The 26,116-nt window shown below is 61.6% G+C and carries 21 protein-coding genes; 13 read left to right on the top strand and 8 right to left on the bottom strand.

The window, feature by feature from the left end; genetic code table 11:
• Window positions 1–182: 182 nt before the first annotated feature.
• Window positions 183–1,085: a LysR substrate-binding domain-containing protein gene (locus tag GA829_RS25010; RefSeq protein WP_195175262.1), complete on the bottom strand. Its 903-nt coding sequence runs from the start codon at window positions 1,083–1,085 to the stop codon at window positions 183–185.
• A 287-nt stretch (window positions 1,086–1,372) separates the two neighbouring features.
• Between GA829_RS25010 and GA829_RS25005 the strand changes: the two genes are divergently transcribed.
• Genes GA829_RS25005 through GA829_RS24975 form a run of 7 tightly spaced genes read left to right on the top strand, consistent with a single transcriptional unit; the run spans window position 1,373 to window position 9,476 of the window.
• Complete coding sequence (locus GA829_RS25005) at window positions 1,373–2,887, top strand: leucyl aminopeptidase (RefSeq protein WP_195175261.1); 1,515 nt, start codon at window positions 1,373–1,375, stop codon at window positions 2,885–2,887.
• 43 nt (window positions 2,888–2,930) lie between these two features.
• Window positions 2,931–3,836, top strand: a complete 906-nt coding sequence (locus tag GA829_RS25000; RefSeq protein ID WP_195175260.1) for a proline iminopeptidase-family hydrolase — start codon at window positions 2,931–2,933, stop codon at window positions 3,834–3,836.
• An 18-nt stretch (window positions 3,837–3,854) separates the two neighbouring features.
• The gene (locus GA829_RS24995; protein ID WP_195175259.1) at window positions 3,855–5,516 is read left to right on the top strand and encodes an ABC transporter substrate-binding protein; all 1,662 of its coding nucleotides are present in this window, start codon (window positions 3,855–3,857) and stop codon (window positions 5,514–5,516) included.
• A gap of 21 nt (window positions 5,517–5,537) precedes the next feature.
• Window positions 5,538–6,554: an ABC transporter permease gene (locus GA829_RS24990; RefSeq protein ID WP_195175258.1), complete on the top strand. Its 1,017-nt coding sequence runs from the start codon at window positions 5,538–5,540 to the stop codon at window positions 6,552–6,554.
• Complete coding sequence (locus GA829_RS24985; protein WP_195175257.1) at window positions 6,554–7,525, top strand: ABC transporter permease; 972 nt, start codon at window positions 6,554–6,556, stop codon at window positions 7,523–7,525. Before GA829_RS24990 ends, GA829_RS24985 begins: the two co-directional genes overlap by 1 nt.
• Window positions 7,522–8,481 (top strand): ABC transporter ATP-binding protein, encoded by a 960-nt coding sequence (locus tag GA829_RS24980; RefSeq protein WP_195175256.1) that lies wholly within the window; start codon window positions 7,522–7,524, stop codon window positions 8,479–8,481. The genes GA829_RS24985 and GA829_RS24980 overlap by 4 nt, the downstream gene beginning before the upstream one ends.
• Before the next feature lie 8 nt (window positions 8,482–8,489).
• Complete coding sequence (locus tag GA829_RS24975; RefSeq protein WP_195175255.1) at window positions 8,490–9,476, top strand: ABC transporter ATP-binding protein; 987 nt, start codon at window positions 8,490–8,492, stop codon at window positions 9,474–9,476.
• A 47-nt stretch (window positions 9,477–9,523) separates the two neighbouring features.
• On the opposite strand, the gene GA829_RS24970 is transcribed toward GA829_RS24975, so the two are convergent.
• Window positions 9,524–10,945 (bottom strand): MFS transporter, encoded by a 1,422-nt coding sequence (locus GA829_RS24970; protein WP_195175254.1) that lies wholly within the window; start codon window positions 10,943–10,945, stop codon window positions 9,524–9,526.
• A gap of 371 nt (window positions 10,946–11,316) precedes the next feature.
• Here GA829_RS24970 and guaB point away from each other — a divergent pair, with 371 nt between their 5' ends.
• From guaB to GA829_RS24955, 3 genes are read left to right on the top strand one after another with little or no spacing between them, the layout of a single operon-like run.
• Window positions 11,317–12,819 carry an IMP dehydrogenase gene (gene guaB, locus GA829_RS24965; protein ID WP_195175253.1) on the top strand — a complete coding sequence of 501 codons (1,503 nt, stop codon included), beginning with the start codon at window positions 11,317–11,319 and terminating at the stop codon, window positions 12,817–12,819.
• 31 nt (window positions 12,820–12,850) lie between these two features.
• The gene (locus tag GA829_RS24960; protein ID WP_195179799.1) at window positions 12,851–13,396 is read left to right on the top strand and encodes a hypothetical protein; all 546 of its coding nucleotides are present in this window, start codon (window positions 12,851–12,853) and stop codon (window positions 13,394–13,396) included.
• A gap of 25 nt (window positions 13,397–13,421) precedes the next feature.
• On the top strand, window positions 13,422–13,841 hold the full coding sequence (locus tag GA829_RS24955; protein WP_195175252.1) for an MAPEG family protein: 420 nt from the start codon (window positions 13,422–13,424) through the stop codon (window positions 13,839–13,841).
• A 7-nt stretch (window positions 13,842–13,848) separates the two neighbouring features.
• On the opposite strand, the gene rnd is transcribed toward GA829_RS24955, so the two are convergent.
• Window positions 13,849–15,000, bottom strand: coding sequence for a ribonuclease D (rnd, locus tag GA829_RS24950; protein ID WP_195175251.1), 1,152 nt, complete (start codon window positions 14,998–15,000; stop codon window positions 13,849–13,851).
• Window positions 15,001–15,076: 76 nt separating this feature from the next.
• On the bottom strand, window positions 15,077–16,321 hold the full coding sequence (locus GA829_RS24945) for an MFS transporter (RefSeq protein WP_195175250.1): 1,245 nt from the start codon (window positions 16,319–16,321) through the stop codon (window positions 15,077–15,079).
• 193 nt (window positions 16,322–16,514) lie between these two features.
• On the opposite strand from GA829_RS24945, the gene aspS reads away from it, so the two are divergent.
• Window positions 16,515–18,305, top strand: coding sequence for an aspartate--tRNA ligase (gene aspS / locus GA829_RS24940; RefSeq protein WP_195179798.1), 1,791 nt, complete (start codon window positions 16,515–16,517; stop codon window positions 18,303–18,305).
• A 114-nt stretch (window positions 18,306–18,419) separates the two neighbouring features.
• Here aspS and GA829_RS24935 read toward each other — a convergent pair whose 3' ends face one another.
• Window positions 18,420–19,610: a hypothetical protein gene (locus GA829_RS24935; protein WP_195175249.1), complete on the bottom strand. Its 1,191-nt coding sequence runs from the start codon at window positions 19,608–19,610 to the stop codon at window positions 18,420–18,422.
• A gap of 330 nt (window positions 19,611–19,940) precedes the next feature.
• Between GA829_RS24935 and parC the strand changes: the two genes are divergently transcribed.
• Window positions 19,941–22,193: a DNA topoisomerase IV subunit A gene (gene parC / locus GA829_RS24930; RefSeq protein ID WP_195175248.1), complete on the top strand. Its 2,253-nt coding sequence runs from the start codon at window positions 19,941–19,943 to the stop codon at window positions 22,191–22,193.
• 290 nt (window positions 22,194–22,483) lie between these two features.
• Window positions 22,484–23,650, top strand: coding sequence for an AI-2E family transporter (locus tag GA829_RS24925; RefSeq protein WP_374940430.1), 1,167 nt, complete (start codon window positions 22,484–22,486; stop codon window positions 23,648–23,650).
• A gap of 27 nt (window positions 23,651–23,677) precedes the next feature.
• Here the strand turns inward: GA829_RS24925 and GA829_RS24920 are convergent, their stop codons facing one another.
• The 3 genes from GA829_RS24920 to GA829_RS24910 form a co-directional block, all read right to left on the bottom strand.
• Window positions 23,678–24,574: a DMT family transporter gene (locus tag GA829_RS24920; protein WP_195175246.1), complete on the bottom strand. Its 897-nt coding sequence runs from the start codon at window positions 24,572–24,574 to the stop codon at window positions 23,678–23,680.
• A 130-nt stretch (window positions 24,575–24,704) separates the two neighbouring features.
• Window positions 24,705–25,469 carry an arginyltransferase gene (locus GA829_RS24915; RefSeq protein WP_195175245.1) on the bottom strand — a complete coding sequence of 255 codons (765 nt, stop codon included), beginning with the start codon at window positions 25,467–25,469 and terminating at the stop codon, window positions 24,705–24,707.
• Between the two features lie 140 nt (window positions 25,470–25,609).
• Complete coding sequence (locus tag GA829_RS24910) at window positions 25,610–26,080, bottom strand: RDD family protein (RefSeq protein ID WP_195175244.1); 471 nt, start codon at window positions 26,078–26,080, stop codon at window positions 25,610–25,612.
• Window positions 26,081–26,116 lie beyond the last annotated feature (36 nt).

Below are 26,116 nucleotides of genomic sequence, written 5' to 3'. Positions count from 1 at the left end.
CAAAGCGAAGGGCCGGAGGACGCAGGGGGCTGATTTCGCTGAACCGCCGTTCAGCCATTGAACGGATCGGAACAGGACGCCTCAAAGCCCTGATCCAGGGCATCCCGAAAATGAATCCCGGTTTCGGAAAAGATTCGCTTATCAAACTGATAGAGCGAAATCCTGATTCTGGGGGAACGGTTCTAAGCGATACCCATCGCCCGCTTGTGCTCGGCAACCTCGGCAAGCAGCCAGTCCTGGAACAGGCCGGTTCCCGGCTTGTTGCCGACGCTGCGGCGCTGCTGCAGGTAAATGCCGGCTGGATAGGTGTGACGGGCGGGAAACGGGGCGACGAGCTTGCCTTGCTGCAGAAGATCCTGTGCCATCATCGTGTCGGCAAGCGCGATGCCGCCGCCATTGATCGCTTCGCGCATGATCAGCGTGCAATCGTCGAAAGTTGTGCTGGATTTGGGCGTGGTATCCAAAACGCCCTCCTGTTCCAGCCATCGCTTCCACCGCATTGTTTCGCATTCGTGGATCAGGTGATGATTGACCAGATCGGCTGGTGATCGCAGTGGCACCGGACCGTTCAGCAGCGAAGGCGCGCAGACCGGCGTCAGCACGAGCGGGATCATCAGCGTCAAGGCCGGGCCGGCCTTGTAGACAAACTCGTCGACAATGGCCAAATCAAAGTTGGCCCGCTTGCCCGAAGTCGATATCTCCATGTCAACGGATGGATGCAATCGTCGAAAATTGGGCAAGCGGTCGGCCAGCCAAAGGTTCAGAACCGCTGGTACACATAAAATCCTGACACGTTGAGCTTTGCTGTGGCGCGGGCCATTGCCGAGGCTGACATCGTCGGTCGCGCGCCAGATGGCCTCGAACGCTTCGGAGAGGCTGCGCGCATAATAGGAGCCTCGTGTCGTCGGAGTGATCTGGCGAAAGCCGCGCTCGAACAGTTCCTGCCCGAGATTCAATTCAAGCGCACGGATGTGACGGCTGACGGCCGAAGGCGTCAGGTGCAGCTCTTCCGCTGCATCCTTGACACTGCCGAGACGTGCAGCGGCCTCGAAAGCGCGCATGCCATTGAGTGAAGGTAAGGCCATTGGTCAATCATGGGTTCTAAGTTGATTTTTTGTCAATCGACACTGACAAAATTGGCGTTTGATCAGGCGACCCGTTCAGGGATACCGAAAAGGCACGAGCAAACTAAGTCGGCAAGACAAAACGACTTTTCGGAACTCCGCCACCCCTGGCGGAGAGCGGTTTGGCCGTTTCCGCCGGTGGCGGTCGCTGTCAGGCACAAGACATCAAATTTCGGATTGGCCTGCAAAAGCCGCCTTTCGAAACCGTAAGCGGCCGGCGTCGCCGCACTGTTGGAGAACGCCCGCTTATGCCTCAATCGCCAGTGCCGGTTTTCGAAACGTCAGACGAGATTTCCGCGGAAAGCTCTGTCGTCGTGGTCTTGCAAACCGCCCAGCAGGGCTTTGGCCCTCGGGGAGCGGCACTGGACGCTGACATGGGCGGCATTCTGTCGCGAGCGTGCTCGGATGTGGCAGCCTTGGCGGAATCCGGCGCCTGTATTGATCTCATCGCGCCGCAGGCGGTGGCGGCCAGACGCGTCATCATCCTGGCTCTGGGCGAGGCCGAGACTGTGACGACCTTGTCCCTGGCACGCGCCGGCGGTGCCCTTGCCGCGCATCTGGAAAGCAAGGGCGAATGCGCGGCCACTGTTGTCCTTGATCCGATCGGCGGCGTTGCCTTGCCCGGTGCGGAAATCCTGGCCCGCGTTGCGCTCGGCATGCGGCTGCGGCGCTATCGTTTCGATATGCGCAACCAGCGGCCGGGAGCAGGAGCGGACCGGACCTTGCGGGTGCAACTGGTCGGAGCCGGCGGCGCTGATCTGGCCTCGGCACTGACGCGGATCAACGCCATCGCGGATGGCGTTGAATATGCTCGAACCCTGGTCAACTTGCCGCCGAACCATCTCCATCCCGACAATTTCCACGATCATCTGGAGCCGCTGCGCGAAGCTGGCATCGACATTGAAATGCTCGACGCCGTGCAGTTGAAAGAGCTTGGCATGAACGCGCTGCTGGCTGTCGGGGCAGGCTCGGTGCGCCCGCCACGCGTCGCTGTCCTGCGCTATCGCGGCAAGGGTTCCCCCGCGCAACCGATGGCTTTCGTCGGCAAGGGCGTCTGCTTTGATTCCGGCGGCCTCTGCATCAAGGGCGGGGCGCAGATGTTCGACATGAAGGCCGACATGGGCGGCGCCGCCGCGGTGGTCGGTTTGCTGATAGCGCTGGCCCGCCAAGGCAGCCCCGTACACGCTGTCGGTGTGCTCGGCATCGCCGAGAACATGCCGTCCGGCACCGCGCTCAAACCGCGCGACATCATCACCACGGCTTCAGGACAGACCGTGGAAGTGTTCGACACCGACGCCGAAGGGCGTCTGCTTCTGGCCGATTGCCTCCACTATGCCGCGACGCGCTTCAACCCGTCTGTCATCGTCGATCTGGCGACACTGACCTATTCGGTCACGCGGGGTCTGGGATCGATATTCGCCGGCCTGTTCAGCACCGACGATGCCATCGCCTCACGGATGATCGCCGCCGGTGAAACGGTCGGCGAGCGGTTCTGGCGGCTGCCGCTCGACCGGGCCTACGATGAGGGGCTGCAATCACCATTCGCCGATCTGCGGCACCACGCCAAGGATATGGAAGACGGCGACGCGCCCTATGCAGCGGCATTCCTGCGCCATTTCACGGAAGACCGACCCTGGGTGCATCTCGACATCGCCAGCAAGGAACTGACGGACACCGATCGGCCGCTAGGCAGGCAAGGCGCCACGGCATTCGGCGTGCAAATGCTGGAAGAGTGGGTGCAAGCCAGCCTCGGCGGAAACTAGATGCCCAGACAGAAAGATGCCTTCAACCGCGTTGGGAATTGAGATGTCGTCTGAGATCATGACCAGGGAAGGGCGGGCCACCTTCGGCGATTACGAAACCTGGTATCGAATCACGGGCGAGCTTGATGCCGACAAGGCCCCGGTGGTGATCCTGCATGGCGGCCCTGGCGTTGCGCATAACTATGTCGATGCCTACAAGCTTCTTGCCCGCCGGGACCGAGCCGTCATCCACTATGACCAGCTGGGTTGCGGCAATTCCACATTGTTGCCAGGCAAGGGCGCCGACTTCTGGACGCCCCGGCTTTTCATCGACGAGCTTGAAAACCTGGTCGACCATCTCGGCATCCGTGCCGGCTTCCATGTCCTCGGCCAAAGCTGGGGCGGCATGCTGGGCGCCGAATACGCTGTCACGCAGCCGAAGGGGCTGAAGTCGCTGACCATCGCCAACTCGCCGGCTTCCATGAAATTGTGGGTCGAAGAGGCCAACCGGCTGCGGGCGGACCTGCCCAAGGAAGTCCAGGAGACGCTGACCCGGCATGAACAGGCCGGCACGACGGACCATGCGGATTATCAGCAGGCGACGATGCTGTTTTACGAGCGGCACGTCTGCAGGGTCGTGCCGTTCCCGCCCGAAGTGACGGAAAGTTTCGCCCAGGTTGTGCGCAACCCGACCGTTTACAATCTGATGAATGGACCAAACGAGTTCCATGTCATCGGAACGCTGAAGAACTGGAGCATCATCAACCGCTTGCCGGTCATCGATGTTCCCACGCTGATCATCTCCGGACGCTATGACGAAGCAACCCCCGCGACCGTGCAGCCCTACAAGGACGGCATCAAGGGATCGCGCTGGGAGATATTCGAACGTTCCAGCCATATGCCGCATGTCGAAGAGCAGGACGCGTGCATGCGGGTAGTGGGCGACTTCCTGGACCACAACGACAGCTAAGAAAAGGGGAATGACGATATGAAGAAACTGCTTTTGGCGGCATCAGCCGCCGCATTGCTGGCCGGCACGTGGCTGGCACCGGCCCAGGCCGAGTATCTCAAGGAACATCGCGGCGGCACGATCCGCCTGCTGGCCCGCTCGGCGGCCGGAACGCTTGATCCGCACATCAATTACACCGACCAAGGCTGGCAAATGTACCAGCCGATCTATGACGGCCTCGTAGCCTTCCGCAAGGCCGAGGGCATGGACGGCTTCACAATCGTGCCTGATCTGGCCGAGGCGTTGCCAGAGGTCAGCAATGACGGCAAGACTTTCACTTTCAAGCTGCGCAAGGGCATCAAGTTCTCCAACGGCCAGGATCTCGGCGTGAAGGACGTCGTTGCCTCCTTCCAGCGCATCTTCAAGGTTTCCGGGCCGACTTCCGGCACCTTCTATGCCGGCATCGTCGGCGCCGACAAATGCCTGGCCGACACCAAGAGCTGTACGCTGGAAGGCGGCGTTGTCGGAGACGAGGCGGCTGGTACGATCACCCTCAACCTCACCAAGCCGGATGCCGAGATCCTCTACAAGCTTGCGTTGCCGCATGCCGTGACCTTGCCGGCGAACACGCCGGCGGAAGACCTGGGATCCAACCCCATCCCCAGCACCGGCGCCTACATGATCTCCGCGTTTGATCCCAACAAGGGCATGACCGTATCGCGCAACCCCAACTTCAAGCAGTGGAGCGAGGACGCGCAGCCGGAGGGCTATCCTGACGTCGTCCAGTATGATTTCGGCCTCTCCGAGGAAGCCGCCGTCACCGCGATCCAGAACGGTGAAGCCGACTGGATGTTCGATGCACTGCCTAGCGATCGTCTGGGCGAACTTGGCAGCAAGTCCATGGATCAGCTGCACATCTCGCCACTTTCGGCGTGGTGGTATGCGCCGCTCAACACCCGGCTAGCACCGTTCGACAACGAAAAGGCGCGTCAGGCCGTTGCCTATGCGATCGACCGCAACACGCTGGTCAAGCTGTTCGGCGGCAAGGTGCTGGCGTCCCCGGTCTGCCAGGTCCTGCCGCCGGATTTCCCAGGACATGAGGATTATTGCCCCTTCACCAAGAACCCCGGCGCCAAGTGGTCGGCTCCTGATCTCGACAAGGCCAAGCAGCTCGTCGAGGAATCCGGAACCAAGGGCCAGAAGGTGACGATCATCGTCGAGGACACCGCCATATCGCGGTCGATCGGCGTTTATCTGCAGAGCGTCCTGACCAGCATTGGCTATGCCGCGGACGTCAAGCCGATCTCGTCCAACATCCAGTTCACCTACATCCAGAACTCCAACAACAAAGTGCAGATGTCCGTCACCCAATGGTACAAGGACTATCCTGCGGCTTCGGATTTCCTGAACATCCTGTTCAGCTGTGCTTCCTTCCGCGAGGGTTCGGATGCTTCGATCAACATGTCGGGCTTCTGCGACAAGGACATCGATGCCCAGATGCAGAAGGCGCTGGACCTCGGCGTGACCGACCAGAAGGCCGCCGACAAGATGTGGGCTGAAATCGACAAGCAGGTTACGGACAAGGCGCCGGCTGTTGGCCTCTTCACGCCGAAGCGGCTCGATTTTGTCAGCAAGCGGGTTGGCAATTTCAAGTTCAACCGGCAGTTCAACTGGATGATCACCCAGTCCTGGGTGCAGTAGCGAACTGTGGAGGGCACGCGCGTGTCGAACCAAGCCGCTGTCATGCCGCGCAAGACGCGAGGGCCCTGGGCCGTCGCGTTTGCGAAGCTGGCAAGGGACAGGGCCGCCATGGCGTCCCTGGCCGTGTTCCTCCTCGTCGTCGCTGCCTGTTTCAGTGCGCCGCTCTATGCGCACTGGGCGGGCGTCGATCCGTTCGCATCAACGCTCGACGCCGTCATCCAGATCGACGGCGCCGACGTTCCGGTGATGGAGCCGTCGACCGAGGGGCTCGGGCTTGGCTACACGCCGATCGGCCCGACCTGGCAGCTCGGCACCTATTTCCTCGGCGCCGACAGCCAGGGGCGCGATGTCATGGCCAGGATGCTCTATGGCGGCCTTTCCTCGCTGCTGATTTCGGGGGCAGCCACCATATTCACCCTGATCATCGGCACGGCGGCGGGCCTAATCGCCGGCTATTTCGGCGGCATTACCGATACCGTGCTGTCGCGCCTCCTCGATATCCTGTGGGCGTTTCCGATCTATCTCCTGGCGATTTCGCTTTCCATCGTCACCATCGCGCAAGGCATCTCGATCGGGCCGATTGAGATTGAGTCCGGCAGTCTGTGGCTGCCGGTCATCATCATCGGCATCGTCTACGTGCCCTATGTGGCGCGCCCGATACGCGGGCAGGTCTTGTCGCTGCGGCACAGCGAATTCGTGCTGGCGGCGATCAATCTGGGCGTACCGGGATGGCGCATCCTGTGGCGCGATATCCTGCCCAATATCACCACCACGCTCATTGTCTTCGTGCCGCTGATGATGGCGCTGAACATGCTCACGGAATCAGCACTTTCCTTCCTTTCGATCGGCGTGCAGCCGCCGGCCGCCAGCTGGGGCACCATCATCCAGGACGGACAGGCACTGCTTTACACACGGCCGCTGGTGGCGCTGGTGCCGGGCCTGGCGATAGCCGTTTCCGTCATGGCGCTTAATGTCTTCGGCGACGGTCTGCGCGATGCGCTCGACCCGCGCTCCAAGGTTCGCCTGGGGCGCGACTGATGATCTACGCAATCCTGCGCCGTTTCGGTCAGATGCTGTTCGTGATGTTCGGCATTTCGGTCATCGTTTTCCTGATTTTCTTCGCCACGCCGGGTTCCGACCCCGCCGCGCGCATCGCCGGCCGCAACGCCTCGCCCGAAGTGCTGGAAGCGGTTCGCCACAGCTTCGGCTTCGACCGGCCGCTCTACGTCCAATATGTAACGATGATGGAGAAGATCTTCGTCACCGGCGACCTGACCTCCTTCGTCAATCGCGGTTGGAAGGTGGTGCCGGCCGTGCTGGATTCCATTCCGGTCACGCTGTCGCTGGTGTTTGGTGCCGCGATCCTGTGGGTGGTGGTGTCCATCATCATCGGCATCGCCGCCGCCGCCACCCGCGGCAGCTGGCTGGACAAGCTTCTGATGGCCTTGGGTCTGCTCGGCATTTCCATGCCGGTCTACTGGTTGGGCGAGGTGATGAACCTGATCACCCAGAGCCGCTATCACGACAGCTGGCTGTTCTCCTGGGTGCCGCCGCTTGGCTACAAGAATTTCTCCGACGATCCGAAAGGCTGGTTCCTGACGCTGGTCATCCCGTGGATCACGCTGGCCATTCTCTACATCGGCATCTACGGGCGTGTCTTGCGCGCGGCCATCATCGAATCCTTGCAGGAGGACTACATCCGCACCGCCCGCGCCAAGGGCCTGTCGGAAACCCGCATCCTGCTGCGCCATGCGCTGCGAACGTCGCTCATTGCCTTCATCACCTTGTTCGGCCTGGATTTCGGCGCGCTGGTCGGCGGCTCGGCCCTGCTGACGGAGGTGGTGTTCGGGCTGCACGGCATCGGCAAACTCACCTATGACGCGCTGCAAAACCTCGATCTGCCGATGATCATGGCAACGGTGATGTACGCCTCCATGTTCGTTGTCGTCGCCAACGCGGTTGTCGATTTCGTCTACATCCTTCTCGATCCGCGCCTGAGGACATCATGATACTGTCAGTGCGCAACCTCAGGGTATCCTTCCGCACCAATGACGGCCTGGTGCGGGCCATCGACGGCGTTTCCTTCGATCTCGAAGAGGGCGAGATTCTCGGTGTCGTCGGCGAATCCGGCTCCGGCAAGACCGTGTCGCTGCTCGCCGTCATGGGTCTCATCACCGATCCCAATGCCATCATCGAAGGCTCGATCCTCTACAAGGGTCGTGAACTGGTGGGACTGCCGGCGCGCGAACTCAGGCGCCTGCGCGGCAACGAGATCGCGATGATCTTCCAGGACCCGATGACGGCGCTGACGCCGGTCTACACAATCGGCTGGCAGATCGCCGAGCAGATCCGCGCTCATCGCAGCATCAGCAAATCCAAGGCCATGGAGCGCGTTGAAGAACTGCTGGCGGAGGTCAATTTCCCCAATCCGCACGAAGCGATGTCGCGCTACCCGCACCAGCTTTCCGGCGGCATGCGCCAGCGGGCGGTGATTGCGATGGCCCTGTCCTGCAATCCGGCATTGCTGGTGGCGGACGAACCAACCACGGCACTGGATGTCACGGTGCAGGCCGGCATTCTCGATCTCGTGCGCAAGCTGCGCACCACGCACAATTCAGCGGTGGTCTTCATCACGCATGACATGGGCGTCGTCTCCGAACTCGCCGACCGCGTCATGGTCATGTATGCGGGCCGTGTTGTGGAACGTGGCAGCCGCACGGAGCTGTTTGCCGATCCGCGGCACCCCTACACAACCGCGCTGCTTGGCTCGATCCCGCCGCTCACCGGCGCAAAACCGCGCCGGCTGCCGGCTATTCCCGGTTCTCCGCCGTCGCTGCTGCGATTACCTCAGGGCTGTGCGTTCAGCCCGCGCTGTCCAGTTCATTTCGAGCCGTGTGAGACCGGCAAGCCCGACCTTGGCGACGGCACGCATGCCGCTGCATGCTTCCGGGTGGCACAGGCATGAGCGGATCGATGACCGACAAAGACAGGCCAATTCTCGAAACGCGTTCGCTGGGCAAACGCTTCTCGATCGGCACGCGGTTCTCCGCCGAAGGCAAGCGGACCGTCCATGCGGTCGACAACGTTTCCCTGACCGTGCAACGCGGCGAGACAGTGGGACTGGTCGGGGAATCGGGGTGTGGCAAGTCCACGCTGGCACGCTGCCTAGTCAGGCTCTACGACATTTCAGACGGCGAACTCCTGTTCGAAGGTGACGATATCACTTCGAAGTCGCTGTCCGAGCTCCGGCCGCTTCGGCGCCGCCTGCAAATGGTGTTCCAGGATCCGTCCGCCTCGCTCAACCCGCGCCGCCGCGTCGGCGACCTGGTGGCAGAGCCGCTGCGTATCCACACCAAGCTGTCTTCCCGCGAGATCACCAAGCGTGTCGCGGAACTGTTCGACCTCGTTGGGCTGCTGCCGGACCATGTCATGCGCTATCCGCACGAGTTCTCCGGCGGGCAGCGTCAGCGCGTTGGCATCGCACGCGCGATTGCCCTCAATCCTGATCTCGTCGTGCTGGATGAGCCCGTCTCCGCGCTCGACGTGTCGGTGCAGGCGCAGATCGTCAACCTGCTTGCCGATCTTCAGGAGAAGCTGAAGCTCACGTACATCTTCATCGCCCACGACCTGTCGGTGGTGCGTCAGGTCTCAACCCGCATCGCGGTCATGTATCTCGGCTCCATCGTCGACGAAGGGCCGGCCGAAGAGGTGTTTGCAACACCGGCTCATCCCTATAGCCAGGCGTTGATCTCGGCGGTTCCTGTCGTCGAGACAACGCCCAGCGGGACCCGCAAGCGCATCATCCTCACCGGCGATGTGCCAAGCCCGCTCAACCCTCCATCCGGCTGCCGGTTCCATCCACGATGCCCGATCGCCGTGGAACGCTGCCGTTCGGAGCGGCCGGAGCTCAGAGAATATCGAACCGGCCGCAAAGTGGCCTGCCACTTCCCGACGATATAGCTCAGGGCGTAGCACAGGGGCGCTGCTGGCCGAAGTCTGAGGTCCAGTCAATTTCCGGGCGGGCTCACCGGCTCCAGGGTCTTTGCCGGTGTCAGCCGCCCATGACCGGAGACAGCGTTGCCGGCATCCGGCGCCAGCCGCATGAATGACAGTGATGCGGCGGCCGAAATCGCCGCGACAATGAAGAAAGCGGTGTGGAAATCGGCCAGTGTCAGCGAGCGGTCATGCAGGCTCGTCGACACTTCCAGGATGCCGCCGGCCACGGCCACGCCAAGCGCGATGGAGAGCTGCTGGAATACCGCCGCGATCGGCGTCGCCTTGCTGGTGTCGGCGGCCGAAACCTCGGCATAGGCCAAGGCGTTGACGCCGGTGAAGAACATCGAACGGATGAAGCCGCCGACCAGAAGCATGGCCAGCATCAGGGCATAGGGCGTGTCGGGCGTGAACAAGCCGTTGACGGCGACCGATGCCGCCGCGACCAGCGACCCCACAATCAGCACGCGGCGAAAGCCGGCAACCCTGAAGATCAGGGCGGTGACGAACTTCATGCCGATGGCGCCGAGCGCCGACACGAAGGTAATCATGCCCGACTGGAACGGTGTCAGTCCAAAGCCGATCTGGAACATCAGCGGCAGCAGGAAAGGGACTGCGCCGATGCCGATGCGAAACAGACCGCCGCCAAGCACGGACGAGCGGAACACCTGGTTGCGGAACAGGTCCAGCGCCAACAGCGGATTTTGCGCGTGGCGCGCGTGCAGCAGATAGAGCCCGCCTGAGATCAAGCCGACCGCCACGGTGATGACCCCTGCCATCGGCGGCAGCGCCGGCAGGCTGACCACGGACAGGCCGAAGACGACGCCGGAGGCGGCAAGGCCGCTCAGGACAAAGCCGATGAAGTCGAGCGGCGGGGTTTCGCTCGGTTCCGTTTCCGGCAGAAAGCGCGTCGCCAGCCAGATGCCGACCACCCCGATCGGCACATTGATCAGGAAGATCCAATGCCAGGTGAAATAGGTGGTGATGAAGCCGCCGACTGGCGGTCCGACCAGCGGCCCGACCAGGGCAGGGACGGTCAGCCAGGACATCGCCGCGACAAGCTCGCTCTTGGGCGTCGCACGCACCAGGACGAGGCGCCCGACCGGCGTCATCATCGCCCCGCCTATGCCTTGCAGGAAGCGTGACACCACGAAAGCCGGCAGCGAATTGGAGATGGCGCAGGCAACCGAACCGACGATGAACACCGCGATCGCGGCGCGAAACACGTTCTTGGCGCCAAAGCGGTCGGCCATCCAGCCGCTGATCGGGATGAAGATCGCCAGCGATACGAGATAGGCGGTCAGCGCCAGCTTGAGCGCGATCGGGCTGGTGTGGATGTCGATGGCGATCGCCGGAAGCGACGTCGCGATAACGGTCGAATCCATGTTTTCCATGAATAGGGCGACCGCCAGGATAAGCGGAATGGTGCGGTTCAAGGAACGCGTCCCGATTTCAAGTTGCGCCGTCGGCTGGGGCAAGCCGACAGAACCGGCGGTTACCATGGCTAGGACCCGGTGTCGTGTTAAATTGCTGTCACGTTTGTGCGACCGGACACCGGTTCCCGGTCATCGACGGTCCCATCGCCGCGGTGTAGCGCGTTTCCTGCCGATATCCGGATGGCGACAGCTTGCCGCGAGGGCGCATCATCGGCTTTTCATCGGCGGCGGGACGTGTTACCAGCCAGCGCCAATCCTGAAAGGGAAGAAGACGAGTCGGCGCTGTCCAAACCGGTCCAGCGCTTTTCACGCATTCCAGAGTGGCGAACCCGAAATCGCCTCTCCTGGGAGCAGCGCAATAGGGTCTGGCCATGGCAAAAATCATCGAAACCTCCACCGGCGCACTGGCGCTGACTTTTGACGACGTGCTGCTGCAGCCGGGCCATTCCGAGGTCATGCCAGGCGAAACCGATGTCCGCACCCGCATTGCCGGCGACATCGACCTCAACGTGCCGATCCTTTCCGCCGCCATGGACACCGTCACCGAAGCGCGCCTTGCCATCGCCATGGCGCAGGCCGGCGGCATCGGGGTCATCCACCGCAATTTCTCGCCGGCCGAACAGGCCGAGCAGGTGCGGCAGGTCAAGAAATTCGAGTCCGGCATGGTGATCAATCCTGTCACCATTGGCCCCGACGCCACGCTGGCAGATGCGTTGTCTCTGATGCGGACCTACTCGATCTCGGGCATTCCGGTGGTTGAGAATGGCGGCACTGGCGGCCAGAAGATCGGTCGGCTGGTCGGCATCCTCACCAACCGCGACGTGCGCTTCGCTTCCGACCCGTCGCAGAAGGTCTACGAGTTGATGACCCGTGAGAACCTGATCACGGTCAAGGAGAACGTCGATCAGGATGAAGCCAAGCGGCTTTTGCACCAGCACCGCATCGAAAAGCTCGTCGTCGTCGACAGGCAAGGCAATTGCGTCGGCCTGATCACGGTCAAGGACATCGAGAAGTCGCAGCTCAACCCACACGCCACCAAGGATGCGCAAGGGCGCCTGCGCGCCGCCGCTGCCACCAGTGTTGGCGACGATGGTTACGAGCGCGCCGAACGCCTGATCGAGGCTGGTGTCGACCTTCTGGTCATCGATACCGCGCATGGCCACTCGCAGCGCGTATTAGACGCGGTGACACGCGCCAAGAAGCTTTCCAACTCGGTCCGCATCCTGGCCGGCAACGTCGCCACCGGCGACGGCACGCAGGCGCTGATCGACGCGGGCGCCGACGCCGTCAAGGTTGGCATCGGCCCGGGCTCCATCTGCACCACCCGAATCGTTGCCGGTGTTGGTGTGCCGCAGCTTTCGGCGATCATGTCAGCTGTCGAAAGGGCGCATAAGTCGGGCGTTTCGGTGATTGCCGACGGCGGCATCAAATATTCCGGCGATCTCGCCAAGGCGCTCGCCGCCGGCGCGAGCGCGGCGATGATCGGTTCGCTGCTTGCCGGGACGGACGAAAGCCCGGGCGAGGTTTATCTGCACCAGGGCCGTTCCTTCAAGGCCTATCGCGGCATGGGCTCGGTCGGCGCGATGGCGCGTGGTTCCGCCGATCGCTACTTCCAGGCCGAGGTACGGGACACGCTGAAGCTGGTACCGGAAGGCATTGAAGGACAAGTTCCTTACAAAGGACCTGTGTCTGGTGTGCTGCATCAGCTTGCAGGCGGCCTGAAAGCCGCTATGGGTTATGTTGGTGGTCGCGATCTTGCTGATTTCCGCGACCGCGCCACTTTTGTGCGCATATCCAATGCCGGACTTCGTGAAAGCCACGCCCATGACGTCACGATTACCCGCGAAAGCCCGAACTATCCCGGCGGAGCTTGATTCTTACGGGCTCAGCCGGCGTCTACCGGTGATGATCCTGCGGCTGTCGCGTCACGCGGGAGCCCTGTGCTTTCTTTCGGCCGCGGTTTTCGCTGCCATGACGATGCTGGAATTCTTCTATTTCCGCCGGCTGAGCGGCGGCTTGCCGTCGCTCGACATGCGTTTTACCGGCTTCACGCCCGACGAAGGCATGGCCTGGCTGACGGCTCTTGGCCGGCGCGGCGGCGAGATCATTCTCGTTTGGCACTATCTGACCTTCGACCTGCTGTTCCCGGCGCTGTTGTCGCTGACGCTGGTCAGTCTGCTTCTGGCTACCGGGAGGAGACTGGAGACTTTCCGTGCGCTGCCGGGGCAGATGCAGTCAATCTGCGCCCTGGTTCTGGTCCTGCCTTATACATTTGCCGACTATGCCCAGAATCTCGCGGTGGCGCGGCTGCTGTCGGACTTCCTGTCGGCCAATCCGGATTCGCTGTCTCTTGCCTCGGCGTTGATCGTCACCAAATTCGCGCTTCTCGCCGTCCCGGTGATTGTCATTGCCGCTTTTTGGCTGGCGGGCCAGAGGCGAAGCCAAGCTTGATCGAACATTTGGGTAGGGGAGTTTGATGAACCAGACCGCGATTTTCTGGCCGATGCTTGCGCATGTGCTGCTGATCTATATCGTCTATGGAGTGATGGGCCGGCGCCGATATTTCGCCGTCACATCAGGCGAAGCCAAGGTCGGCCAGTACAAGGTACGCTCGACCGAGCCGGCTTCCAGCGTCACCGTTGCCAACAATCTGATCAACCAGTTCGAACTGCCGGTGCTGTTCCATGTCTTGTGCCTGGCGCTCTATGTGACGAACGGCGTCAATTACCTGACACTGGCGCTGATGTGGCTCTTCATCCTGTCGCGCTACTTCCATTCCTGGGCTCACCTGACAAGCAATTCACTACGGCTGCGCAGCCGTGCCTTTTACGTCTGCGCGGTGGTGCTGGCGCTGGCCTGGATCTGGTTCGCGCTTCACCTGCTCACGGTGGTCTAGACCAAACCTAGAGGTCGAACACCGCGATCTTGCGTTTGTCGAACTTGATGCCGATCTCGCCGCGCACCAGTTTGAGGGCCGCGTCACCGAACACCGCACGCCGCCAGCCCTGCAAGGCTGGCACGTCGGCCTCCTCGCCTTCGGCGGCGATGCGGTCGATGTCGTCGCTCGAAGCCAGAACCTTGGAAGCCACGCCTTGCTTCTCGGCCACGATCCTGAGCAGCACTTTCAGCAGCTCGGCCGCGGCACTTGAACCCTCCGGCGGCTGGAAATTCTTCGGCAGCTTCGGCATCTCTTCGCGCGGCAAGGCAAGTGCCGCGTTGACCGCGCCAAGCAGCGCCGTTGCGGTCGAGGATCGCTCCCAGCCCTTCGGCGTGGTGCGCAGCTTGGCAAGCGCGGCAGCATCGCGCGGCGCCTGCTGCGCCACTTCGTAGATGGCGTCATCTTTCAGCACACGGCCACGCGGGACATCGCGTTCGCGCGCCTCGCGTTCACGCCATGCTGCCACCGCCTGCACAATCGCCAGTTCCTGGGGCTTGCGCAGCCGCATTTTCAGCCGCTTCCAGGCGTCCTCGGGGTGCGGATCGTAGGTCTCGCGCGAAGTCAGCACCTCCATTTCCTCGTTCAGCCAGTGGGCGCGGTTTTCCCGCACCAGCTCGGCATTGAGGTGCTGATAGACCTCGATCAGATGGGTGACGTCCGCCAGCGCGTAGTCGAGCTGCTTTTCGGAAAGCGGCCGATGGCGCCAGTCGGTGAAGCGTGAGGACTTGTCGAGCCGAGCGCCGGTGATCCGCTGCACGAGCTGGTCGTAGGAAACGCTGTCGCCGAAGCCGCAGACCATTGCAGCGACTTGGGTGTCGAACACCGGGTGCGGCACGAGATCACCGAGATGAACGATGATTTCGATGTCCTGCCGGGCCGCGTGGAAAACTTTGACGACGGCTTCATTGGCCATCAGCTTGAAGAACGGCTTCAGATCGATGTCTGGCGACAGCGGGTCTATCAGCGCGGTCACGCCGGGCGCGGCCATCTGGATCAGGCACAGAATCGGCCAGAAGGTCGTTTCACGAATGAATTCGGTATCGACGGTGACGAATTCCGACTTTTCGAACGCGGCAAGAACTGTTTCGAGTTCTTTCTGGGTGGTGATGACGTGCATCAAATCGCTTTTGGCAAAGAGTAAGGCCCTCTTCAATTTCAGCCGGCAAGGCTTTCGTCAAGCGCGGGCACCTTGATCATTGGTCCGCCGACCCTTCAGAGTCGCCATTTCTTTTGGCCAGCCGCGCGAAAACCGTCGATGTACGCAAAAGTGCGATAAAGCGGCCGCGTTTGCCTGCCGGCACGCCGGACCTGGCCTGCATCCGGTAGAGGATGACGGCGATGAAGATTGCATAGACCACGGCGCTGAACACAAACAGCGCGCTTGGTCCGAAATACTGCATCGCCGTCGAGGCCGCGAATGGTCCGCCGATGGCTCCGAAGGAATAGAACAGCATCAGCGCCGCGTTGATGAGCACGAACTCGCCCTTGTCGGCGCGGTCGTTCGAATGCGCCGCCGACAGCGAATAGAGCGGCATGGCAAAGCAGCCGAAGATGAAGATGATGATGAAGTTGAGGGACGGATTGCTGCCAGCGATAAACACCAGCGCCAGCGCGGACAGCATCGCGCAGCAAGTTGTCATCAAAAGCACTGACCGCCGGTCCCACCGATCGGAGAGATAGCCGAGCGGGTATTGGATGATGGCGCCGCCAAAGATGCCGACGCTGACGAAGGTGACGACATCGGCCACCGACATGCCGATCTGCTCGGCATAGACCGGCGACAGCGTGCGGAAGGCGCTGTTGGTGACGCCGACGGCGATGCAGCCGAAACAGCCTAGCGGCGAGATCCGCCAGACACGCGCCAGATCGAGCTTGACGTCTTCCGGTGGCGTTGGGTTGGAGCGGTCGCCGAGCGACACCGGCACCAGCGACAGCGTGATCATGATCGACATGATGGCGAAGGTGGTGAAGCCGCCGGCGCCAAAAACCGGGATCAGGAACTGCGCTGATGTCACCGAGCCGGTGTCGACCATGCGGTAGATCGCCAGCACCCGCGCGCGGTCATGGTTACTGACGCCGGAATTGAGCCAGCTTTCCACGATGGTGAACAGGCCAGCAAAGCAGAAGCCGCCGGCAAAACGCACGGCGCACCACATCACTGGATCGATGACCAGAACCAGCAGCAAGGTGCCAACCGAGGCGATTGCCGCCAGCGCGGAAAAAGCCCTGATATGGCCGACGGCCTTCATGATGCGGGTGATGGCAAGACAGCCAAGCAGGAAGCCGGCGAAGTAAAAAGTGCCCATCAGTCCGATGATCGCCGGCGAGAAACCCTCTTGCGCGCCGCGCAAGGCAATCAGCGTGCTCTGCAGGCCATTGCCGCCAAGCAGGATGCCGGCGGCAATCAGGAGCGGAATCAGCGGACGGATGGAAGACATGAAAAGCAATCACTTATCGATGATCCCTTATTGAACCATCACTCTCCGCAATGCCAGCAGCAATTCCCCTCCTATTGTGGTTGCAGCGCCCGTTTACCTTGACAAACAGGACCTCTCATGCGCTTTTCGCGCAAATTTCGAGCCGGGCAGATGCTTCGGCTCGCAACCCAGCATCCGGACTTTACCAATGACAATGCATCGTTACCGCAGCCACACCTGTGCCCAGTTGAGAAAGAGCGATGTCGGCTCGTCCGTTCGCCTGTCGGGCTGGGTCCATCGCGTGCGCGACCATGGCGGCCTGCTGTTCATCGACCTGCGCGATCACTATGGCCTGACCCAGATCGTCGCCGATCCGGATTCACCGGCCTTCAAGATCGCCGAGACCGTGCGCGGCGAATGGGTCATCCGCGTCGATGGCGAGGTCAAGGCGCGTTTGGCCGACACCACGAACGCCAACCTGCCGACCGGCGAGATCGAGATTTTCGCGCGCGAGATCGAGGTGCTGTCGGCGGCCAAGGAACTGCCGCTGCCGGTGTTCGGCGAGCCGGACTATCCCGAGGACATCCGCCTGAAGTACCGCTTCCTCGATCTGCGCCGCGACACGCTGCACAAGAACATCGTGGCGCGTACCAAGATCATCGCCGAAATGCGCAAGCGCATGGACGAGGTCGGCTTCACCGAATTCTCGACGCCGATCCTGACCGCGTCGTCGCCGGAAGGCGCGCGCGACTTCCTGGTGCCGTCGCGCATTCATCCCGGCACCTTCTATGCGCTGCCGCAGGCGCCACAGCAGTACAAGCAACTGATCATGGTGTCGGGCTTCGACCGCTATTTCCAGATCGCGCCGTGTTTCCGCGACGAGGACCCGCGCGCCGACCGGCTGCCGGGTGAATTCTACCAGCTCGACCTTGAAATGAGCTTTGTCGAGCAGGACGACGTGCTGTCGACCATGGAACCCGTGATGCGCGGCGTCTTCGAGACGTTCGCCAACGGCAAGCCGGTGACGCAGAAGTTCCAGCGCATTCCCTATGATGTCGCGATGCGCAAATACGGCTCCGACAAACCGGACCTGCGCAACCCGATCGAGATGCAGGCTGTGTCGGACCATTTTCGCGACTCCGGCTTCAAGGTGTTCGCCAACATCCTGGCCAACGATCCGAAGGCCGAGGTCTGGGGCATTCCCGCCAAGACTGGCGGTTCACGCGCGTTCTGCGATCGCATGAATTCCTGGGCGCAAGGCGAGGGGCAGCCGGGTCTCGGCTACATCTTCTGGCGCAAGGAAGGCGAAAAGGTCGAGGGCGCAGGTCCGCTGGCCAAGAACATCGGCGAGGAGCGCACCGAGGCGATCCGTCAGCAACTTGGCCTGGCCGATGGCGATGCCGCCTTCTTCGTTGCCGGTGATCCGAAGAAATTCGTCTCCTTCGCAGGCGCTGCGCGGACTCGTGCGGGCGAGGAGTTGAACCTCGTCGACCGTGAGCGTTTTGAGCTGTGCTGGATCGTCGATTTCCCGTTCTTCGAATGGAACGAAGACGAGAAGAAGATCGACTTCGCCCACAACCCGTTCTCGATGCCGCAGGGCGGCATCGACGCCTTGAACGGCGGGGAGCCGCTTGGCATCAAGGCGTTCCAGTACGACATGGTCTGCAACGGTTTCGAGATTGCCTCGGGCGGTATCCGCAACCATCTGCCGGAAACCATGGTCAAAGCCTTCGAGATGGTCGGGCTGGATCGTCAGACGGTCGAGGATCGCTTCGGCGGCCTCTATCGTGCGTTCCAGTATGGCGCGCCGCCGCATGGCGGCATGGCTGCTGGCGTCGACCGTGTCGTCATGCTTCTGGTCGGTGCCAAGAACCTGCGCGAAATCACCATGTTCCCGATGAACCAGCAGGCCTACGATCTGTTGATGAGCGCGCCGTCCGAGGCAAGCCCGCAGCAGCTTCGAGAATTGTCGCTACGCGTTGCGCCGACCAAGAAGGACGCCTGAGCTGCTTCTGGCACCGCTTTAAAAAAATGCCAGAACCGATTCTTTCGATTCGCTAATCTCACAAAAAAGCCCGGCATCGCTGCCGGGCTTTTTCGTATCTTGATGTCGCTTCGATCAGTCCTCGTTGGCCTTGACCGTGACGCCCAGCGTCTTCGGCAGGTCAAGCGGGTTGGACATGGCACCAGCCATGATCAGCGCGAATGGCACCGATGCCGGTGGCTCGGCCGAGACTTCGAGGCTCTTCGGATCGTCGAGGAACTTGCTGACAGCGGCCGTCACTTGTGCGGTCAGTTCCGGATTGTTGAGCTGCGCCATGCCGAACGGCACGATTGCCTTGGCCTGGTTGGCAATGTCCTTGCCGGACATGCCTTGCTGCTTGCCGACATAGTCCAGCACCTTGTTGGTCAGCGAATCGTCGTCGAAGCGGATCGAGGCGCTGTTGAACGAAAGCTGCTGCAGCAGGCCGAGCATGGCCATGCCTTGCGCCGATTTATCAGCGCCTTCCGGTTGCGCCGCCATCTTCTTCTGCATTTCCTGCAGCGACTTGATGAAGTCCATCGTGTAGCCGCCGAGATCGAAGGTCATGCCGAGCGTACCGGCGTTCTCGATGGAGATGTCGTATTTCGACAGTTCCATCTTGCCGTCCGCTGGCTGCCAGGTGCCAGCCATCTCGAAATTGCCCTTGATGTTCTGGTAGCCAAGCGCGTTGATGACTTCCTTGGACTTCGCGTCGTCGACTAGCGTCAGGTCAGCGGTGAACTTTTCGGTGGTGCCGGTGAATTCCATCGCCTTGCCGTCAGCCGGCGGCGTGATTTCGATGGCAAGCCCGTCCATCGAGAAGGCGGTCTTGTCGGCGACCTTGACAGTCATGTTCTGGAGTTCGGCTGACTTGTACATCATCAGCGAACCAAGCGGGCCCGTTGCGCCTTCAGCCGGAACCGTCATGTCATGAATGACGAACGGGGTGAGGTTAAGGGTGACGCCATCCTGGCTGTGCGTGAATGCCGACGTCGACACCGTTGCGATATCAAAGCCGCCGTTTGCAGCGGTGACACCTTCAAGCTTGACGTCGCCGATGGCGAGGGCTTCCTTTTCCGCCGCTGGCTTCACGGAGACACCCTGCAACACCATGCTTGAGTCGTCGCCGGTCACGCCGGTCCAGGAGATCTCAATGCCCTGGGCTGCAAGTGTTGCCTTCAGCCGGTCAGCGACAGCCGTGTCCTGCGCCAGCGCCGCATTCAGTGGGAGGGTCAGCAGGAAGGTCGAAAAGGCCAGTTTCTGGAGAGTTGAGCGTTTGATTGTCATCGCAAGTTCCCTGAGAGAGTGTCCTGAGAAGTGTTTTTCAATTCTTTGCGCCATCACCATTCCGTGACGAACTGGACGGGAAAAAGGCGTATCCCGACACATTGGTCAAAAATCCCGATGAAAGGCAAACCGATCTCGCTGTCTTTGCGCAAACCGGTGAATTTGTCATTGAAGATCGGTTTGCCTGCTATCATCATGCTTGCCCATAGAGGCCGCATGTAACAGGCTTATGTTGGCTGACAACCCTCGCGTTCGATTTCACGTTGCACAAGGGGGTGGCGGATCCGACGGCCTCTTGCCGCGAATCACCCGCTCGGTTAGTCCCACCACATGGCAAAAAGGCTTTTGCCGCCTGAAGATGGCGGCGGCGATCATATCGAACCGGTCGATTTGAAGAAGGCGCTGGAAGAGCGCTATCTTGCCTATGCGCTGTCGACCATCATGCACCGGGCATTGCCCGACGTGCGCGATGGGCTGAAGCCGGTTCATCGCCGCATCATGCACGCCATGCGCTTGTTGCGCCTCAATCCCGAGCAGGGTTTTGCCAAATGCGCCCGCATCGTTGGCGAGGTGATGGGCAAATTCCACCCGCATGGCGACCAGTCGATCTATGACGCCCTGGTGCGGCTCGCTCAGAGCTTCTCGATGCGCTATCCGCTCGTCGACGGACAGGGCAATTTCGGCAATATCGACGGTGATAACGCCGCCGCCATGCGCTACACCGAAGCGCGCATGACCGAAGTGTCGACGCTGCTTCTTGAAGGCATTACCGAGGACGCGGTCGATTTCCGCCCCACTTACAACGAAGAAGACGAAGAGCCGGTCGTGTTGCCCGGCGCTTTCCCCAACCTGCTTGCCAATGGCTCGTCGGGTATCGCGGTCGGCATGGCCACCTCTATCCCGCCGCACAATGCCGCCGAACTTTGCAATGCCGCACTGCATCTGATCGAGCATCCGGACGCGCCGGTGGCGAAGCTGATGGACTTCGTGCAGGGGCCGGATTTCCCGACCGGCGGCATCATCGTCGACAGCCGAGCCTCGATCCTGGAAGCCTACGAGACCGGCCGCGGCGGCTTTCGTGTTCGCGCCAAATGGGGCCAGGAGGACCAGGGCAGGGGCACCTGGAACATCGTCGTCACCGAAATCCCCTATGGCGTCCAGAAGGCCCGCCTGATCGAGAAGATCGCCGAGCTGCTGATCGCTCGCAGACTGCCGTTGCTCGAGGACATCCGCGACGAGAGCGCCGAGGACGTCCGCGTCGTGCTGGTGCCGAAAAGCCGTTCGGTCGATCCCGGCATCCTGATGGAATCGCTGTTCAAGCTCACCGAGCTTGAAAGCCGCTTCCCGCTCAACATGAACGTCCTGTCGCGCGGCAAGGTGCCTAACGTCCTGTCGCTGAGAGGCGTGCTCAAGGAATGGCTGGAGCATCGCCGCGATGTGCTCATCCGCCGCTCCAAACATCGCCTCGGCGAAATCGAGCGGCGCCTGGAAATCCTCGCCGGCTACCTGATTGCTTACCTCAACATCGATGAGGTCATCCGCATCATCCGCGAGGAGGATGAGCCCAAGCAAGTGATGATGGCCCGTTGGTCGCTGACCGACACCCAGGCCGAAGCTATCCTCAATATGCGGCTGCGCGCCTTGCGCAAGCTCGAGGAATTCGAGATCCGCACCGAGTTCGACGGTCTGAGCGCGGAAAAGAAACAGATCGAGGCGCTGCTCGCGTCGAACGAAAAGCAGTGGGCGACCATCAAGTGGGAAGTCGCCAACGTTCGCGACAAATACGGGCCCGAGACCGAAATCGGCAAGCGCCGCACCCAGTTCGCGGACGCGCCCGAGCATGACCTGACCGATATCGCGCACGCCATGATCGAGCGCGAGCCTGTGACCGTGGTGGTTTCGGAAAAGGGCTGGCTCAGGGCCATGAAGGGTCACCTGGCCGACTATTCGACCTTGACCTTCAAGGAGGGCGACAGCCTCAAGCTGGCCTTCCATGCTCAGACCACCGACAAGGTGCTGGTCTTCACCACCGGCGGCAAGTTCTACACGATCGGCGCCGACCGCTTGCCGGGCGGACGCGGCCACGGCGAGCCGATCCGTATCATCGTCGACATGGACAATGACCAGGACATCGTCATCGCCTTCATTCATGATCCGAAGCGCAAGCTTTTGCTGGTCTCTCATGACGCCAATGGCTTCATCGTGCCGGAAGAGGAAGTCGTCGCCAACACCCGCAAGGGCAAGCAGGTGATGAACGTCAAGGCGCCCGATGAGGCCAAGCGCTGCATTCCGGTCAGTGGCGATCATCTCGCCATCGTCGGCGAAAACCGCAAGATGCTGGTGTTCGCGCTGGCCGAGATTCCGGAGATGGGCCGAGGCAAGGGCGTGCGGCTGCAGAAATACAAGGATGGCGGCCTCCTCGATCTCAAGCCGTTCACGCTTGAAAGCGGCCTCTCCTGGCAGGATTCAGCTGACCGGACCTTCGCCCGGTCACGGGAGGAGCTTGCCGAATGGATCGGCGCCCGCGCTTCGGCCGGACGCATGGTGCCGAAGGGATTCCCAAGGACAGGGAAATTTGGATGAAGCGGGTGTCTCCCCCTCAAGGGGGAGATGTCGCCGAAGGCGACAGAGGGGGTCGGCACGACCTGACTCGATGCCCTCTTTGTGGCGAAAGATGAAGCTTACGCTCGAGGCGCGGCAACCCCCTCTGGCCTGCCGGCCATCTGCCCCTTGAGGGGGAATTCCAACTTCTGCCCAATTTGGACTATCGTCACGATTGCTGCACTATGTCAGTGCATAGCTGACCGGATCAGCCGGGGAGAGTCGGGCGTTTGAAGGAAGCAAAAATCCAGAAGCCGGAGCGGCAGCAGCGCCTGTTTGGCCTGTCGACGCCGCTCAGGTCCGCTGTCATTCCACCACTGTCGGCTGCACGCTGGTTGCTGGTGCTGATCGTCGCGGCCGGCGTCTACTTCTTCCACGGCTTCCTGTTTCCCGTGCTGGCCGCGCTTGTCATCGCTTTCGCCAGTTGGCCACTTTATCGGCGGCTGCTTGTCGCTGTTGGCGGCAACCGCACCATCGCCGCGACCTTCGCCATACTTTTCATTCTCGCCTTCCTGGTGGTGCCGATCGCGCTCGCCGGCACCTATGCCATCAACGAAGTTCGCGAATGGGTCGGCTGGGCGATCGAGACCAACCGGCACGGCGCGGTGACTCCGCACTGGATCGCCACGCTGCCGGTGGTGGGCGACTGGCTGAACGAGCAATGGACGACCAATTTCGGCCATCCCGGGGGCATTGGCGAACTGATCCAACTGGTCAGTGGCGCCAACATCGGCAGCATCTATCGCGGCGTGCTGGCTGCCGGCGGCAGCGCCTTCGGGTTGCTGCTGACCCTGTTGTTCATGATGATCGCGCTGTTCTTCGCTTATCGCGACGGCGAGCATTTCGCTGGTCAGATCGACCGTCTTGGCGAGCGCATCCTGCCGACAAGATGGGAGCGGATTTCGCGCGTCGTGCCGGCGACGATCTCTTCGACGGTAACCGGCATGACGGTGATCGCCATCGGCGAGGGACTGGTGCTGGGCATCGCCTACTGGCTGGCCGGTGTGCCGTCGCCAGTCACGCTCGGTGCGCTGACTGGCGTCATGGCGCTCATTCCCGGAGGCGCGCCCCTGTCCTTCACCCTGGTGTCGATCTACCTCGCCGCCAGCGGTTCACCGATGGCAGGTCTGGCGTTGTTCGTATGGGGCACCGTCGAGCTGTTCATCGTCGACAAGACATTGCGTCCGAAGCTCGTCGGCGGGCCGATCAAACTGCCCTTCCTGCCGACGTTTTTCGGCCTGATCGGCGGCGTCAAGACGATGGGCTTTCTCGGCCTGTTCATCGGCCCGGTGCTGATGGCGCTGCTGGTTGCGATCTGGCGCGAGTGGCTGCGCGAGGTGGAGCTGGCCGATGAGGCTGTTCTGCCGCCGGAAATCGAAGCCGGCCCACAGATCGAAATCCTGCCGGAACCCGGCGCGGTGAAAAAAGCCAGCGCCTGATTCCCAAACCTGTCCTACCTGCCCAGCCTAAGTTGGATGATGCACCGCGAGGTCGGCGCGGCGCTTGCGGCCTTCATGCAATTGCCATAGCGAATGCGCGATCAAGGTGACGATCAGGATCGCACCGCCGATGAGGCTGTTGCGGGTCGGTGTTTCAGCAAAGATCATCCAGACCCAGACCGGCGCCAGAACCGTTTCCAGAAGGTAGAACATCGCCACCTCCGGCCCGGAGATGTATTTCGGACCGTTGGCGAGACAGAAGAACGAAATCGGCATGATGACGGCGCCGTTAAAGATGATCCACCATGGCGCGTTGACGTGGAAACCCTCGCCGGTGACCATGAAGGCCGCCACTCCGAGCGGCAGGATCACACCAACCAGGGCGGTGAATCCCATATCCTTGTCGCTGGTGCGCGAGATGGTGATGGCCACCGCGATCAGGAAAGCGGAACACAGCGCCATGAAGTTGCCGAACAGATGTCCGGTACCGACCGAGCCACCGACAATGACCAGCACCCCGAGGATCATCACAACCATCGCAACGACCGTCACCAGTTGCGGCCTCTCCCCAAGGAATATCCAGGACAACAGCGCTGCGAACACGGTGTTGAAGGCCAGGATGAACACTAGGTCGGCGGTCGATGTGTGATAGACGGCTGTGACGAAGGTAACCCCTGTCAGACCGTAGCATATGGCGACGACAAGTCCGGACCAGCCGGGGATAAGCTGCGGGGCGTTCCGGCTCAGTGCCCGCCAGACCGACCAGATAATCATGGCCGCGACGAAGGTGGTGCCGGTGCGCAGCAACATGATTGTCCACGCGCCACCATCGGCAAGCCGGATCAGCGGGATGTCGACGGTCAGCGTCAGCCCTCCGATCGCGGTCATGAGAAGACCTTTCTGGTGATCGTGATGGGAGGACATGCAGGGACTTTCGCAATGATGTGGAAGCGGCTGGCCGGTCCGGCGCCATCGCGCACTCTCCCGCCAACTGGCGGAAAGACCAGCATCCTCTCCCTTGAAACAGTTTATGGTTGGAGCGTGGAAAAACTACTCAGCGCAAAACCGCTTCGTTGGTGTAGCGCTCCCAGCCTTTCGGGCCGAGATGCTCCTGCGGCATGAAGCGCATCTTATAGTTCATCTTGCGCGAGCCGTTGACCCAGTAGCCGAGATAGACATGGGGCAAACCCATCGCCCGGGCGCGGGCGATGTGATCGAGGATCATGAAGGTACCGAGCGACCGTTCTTCGAAATCGGGATTGAAGTAGGAATAGACCATCGACAGGCCGTCAGCCATCTTGTCGGTCAGCGCCACGGCGATCAGTTCACCCTGGCCTTTGCCGGTGATGAATGTATCGGGGCCGCGCCGCCGGTATTCTATGACCTTGGTGTCGACATGCGTGTCCTCGACCATCATCGCATAGTCGAGCACGGTCATGTCCGACATGCCGCCACGGCGGTGGCGGGCATCGAGATAGCCGCGGAACAGGGAATATTGCTCGGTTGAGGGCTCGGCATTGTGCATGAAGCCGACAAGATCCGAATTGTGCTGCAGCACGCGCTTCATGTTGCGGCTGGCGGCAAATTCCTGGGCCAGGATGCGCACGGAAACACAGGCGCGGCAGGTTTCGCAGGCTGGCCTGTAGGCGATGTTCTGCGACCGCCGGAAGCCGCCTTGCGTCAGCAGATCGTTCATCTCCGACGCCTTGTCGCCAACCAGGTGCGTAAACACCTTGCGTTCAAACTGGCCCTCAAGATACGGGCACGGCGAAGGCGCGGTCAGGAAGAACTGTGGCGACTGGGTCGGATGCTGCGTCATCGAGCCTTGGAAACACTCCTTCGAATCGCTCTACCTTTGGCTCGGGCGGCGAAAAATTCAACAGGATTGTGCAGGCGTGGTTGACCGAACGCCTTCACATTTGCGCACAAACCCCTGTGGCGACTCCCAGAAGCGGTGTTTCAGCGCCCTGTCCGGCTGACAACCGTGCCAAGCAGCAGATCGTGCAAGGTGCGCTTGCGGTCGGAAAACAAGGTCACCAGCAGGATCAGTGGCGACAGGATGACGTTGCCGGCCCAGAACAGCACCGAATGCACGACGGCGGTGAGGCCATCGATCGGCCTGCCGTCGAGGCGGTCGAGACGGATGCCCATCATCTTCATGCCTGAAGTCGCCTGGTCGGCGCTGCCCAGTGTGTTCCAGATGTAAAGGATGGCGACAGCCGGCACGAGAACGCCGAACAGCATCCAGCCAAGCCCCAACGTCAGCAGCCCGAGAAAGAACACCAGTATGGCGAACGGGATGGTGAGCAGCGCGACAATGACATAGTCGATCACGAAGGCGAGGATGCGCTTCGTGCGCACGCCTTCATAGGCTCTTGTATCGTCCAGCCTGGTGTTGATGATTTCGCCGTCGAGAACGCGCGCGTTCATGTCATTTCCTCGTAATAGGGCCCGCGATAAGGTGCG

Source organism: Mesorhizobium sp. INR15, from assembly GCF_015500075.1.
Classification (GTDB): Bacteria; Pseudomonadota; Alphaproteobacteria; order Rhizobiales; family Rhizobiaceae; genus Mesorhizobium.
Note: the sequence above shows the minus strand (reverse complement) of the source record. Positions and strands in the feature narration are given on the sequence as shown.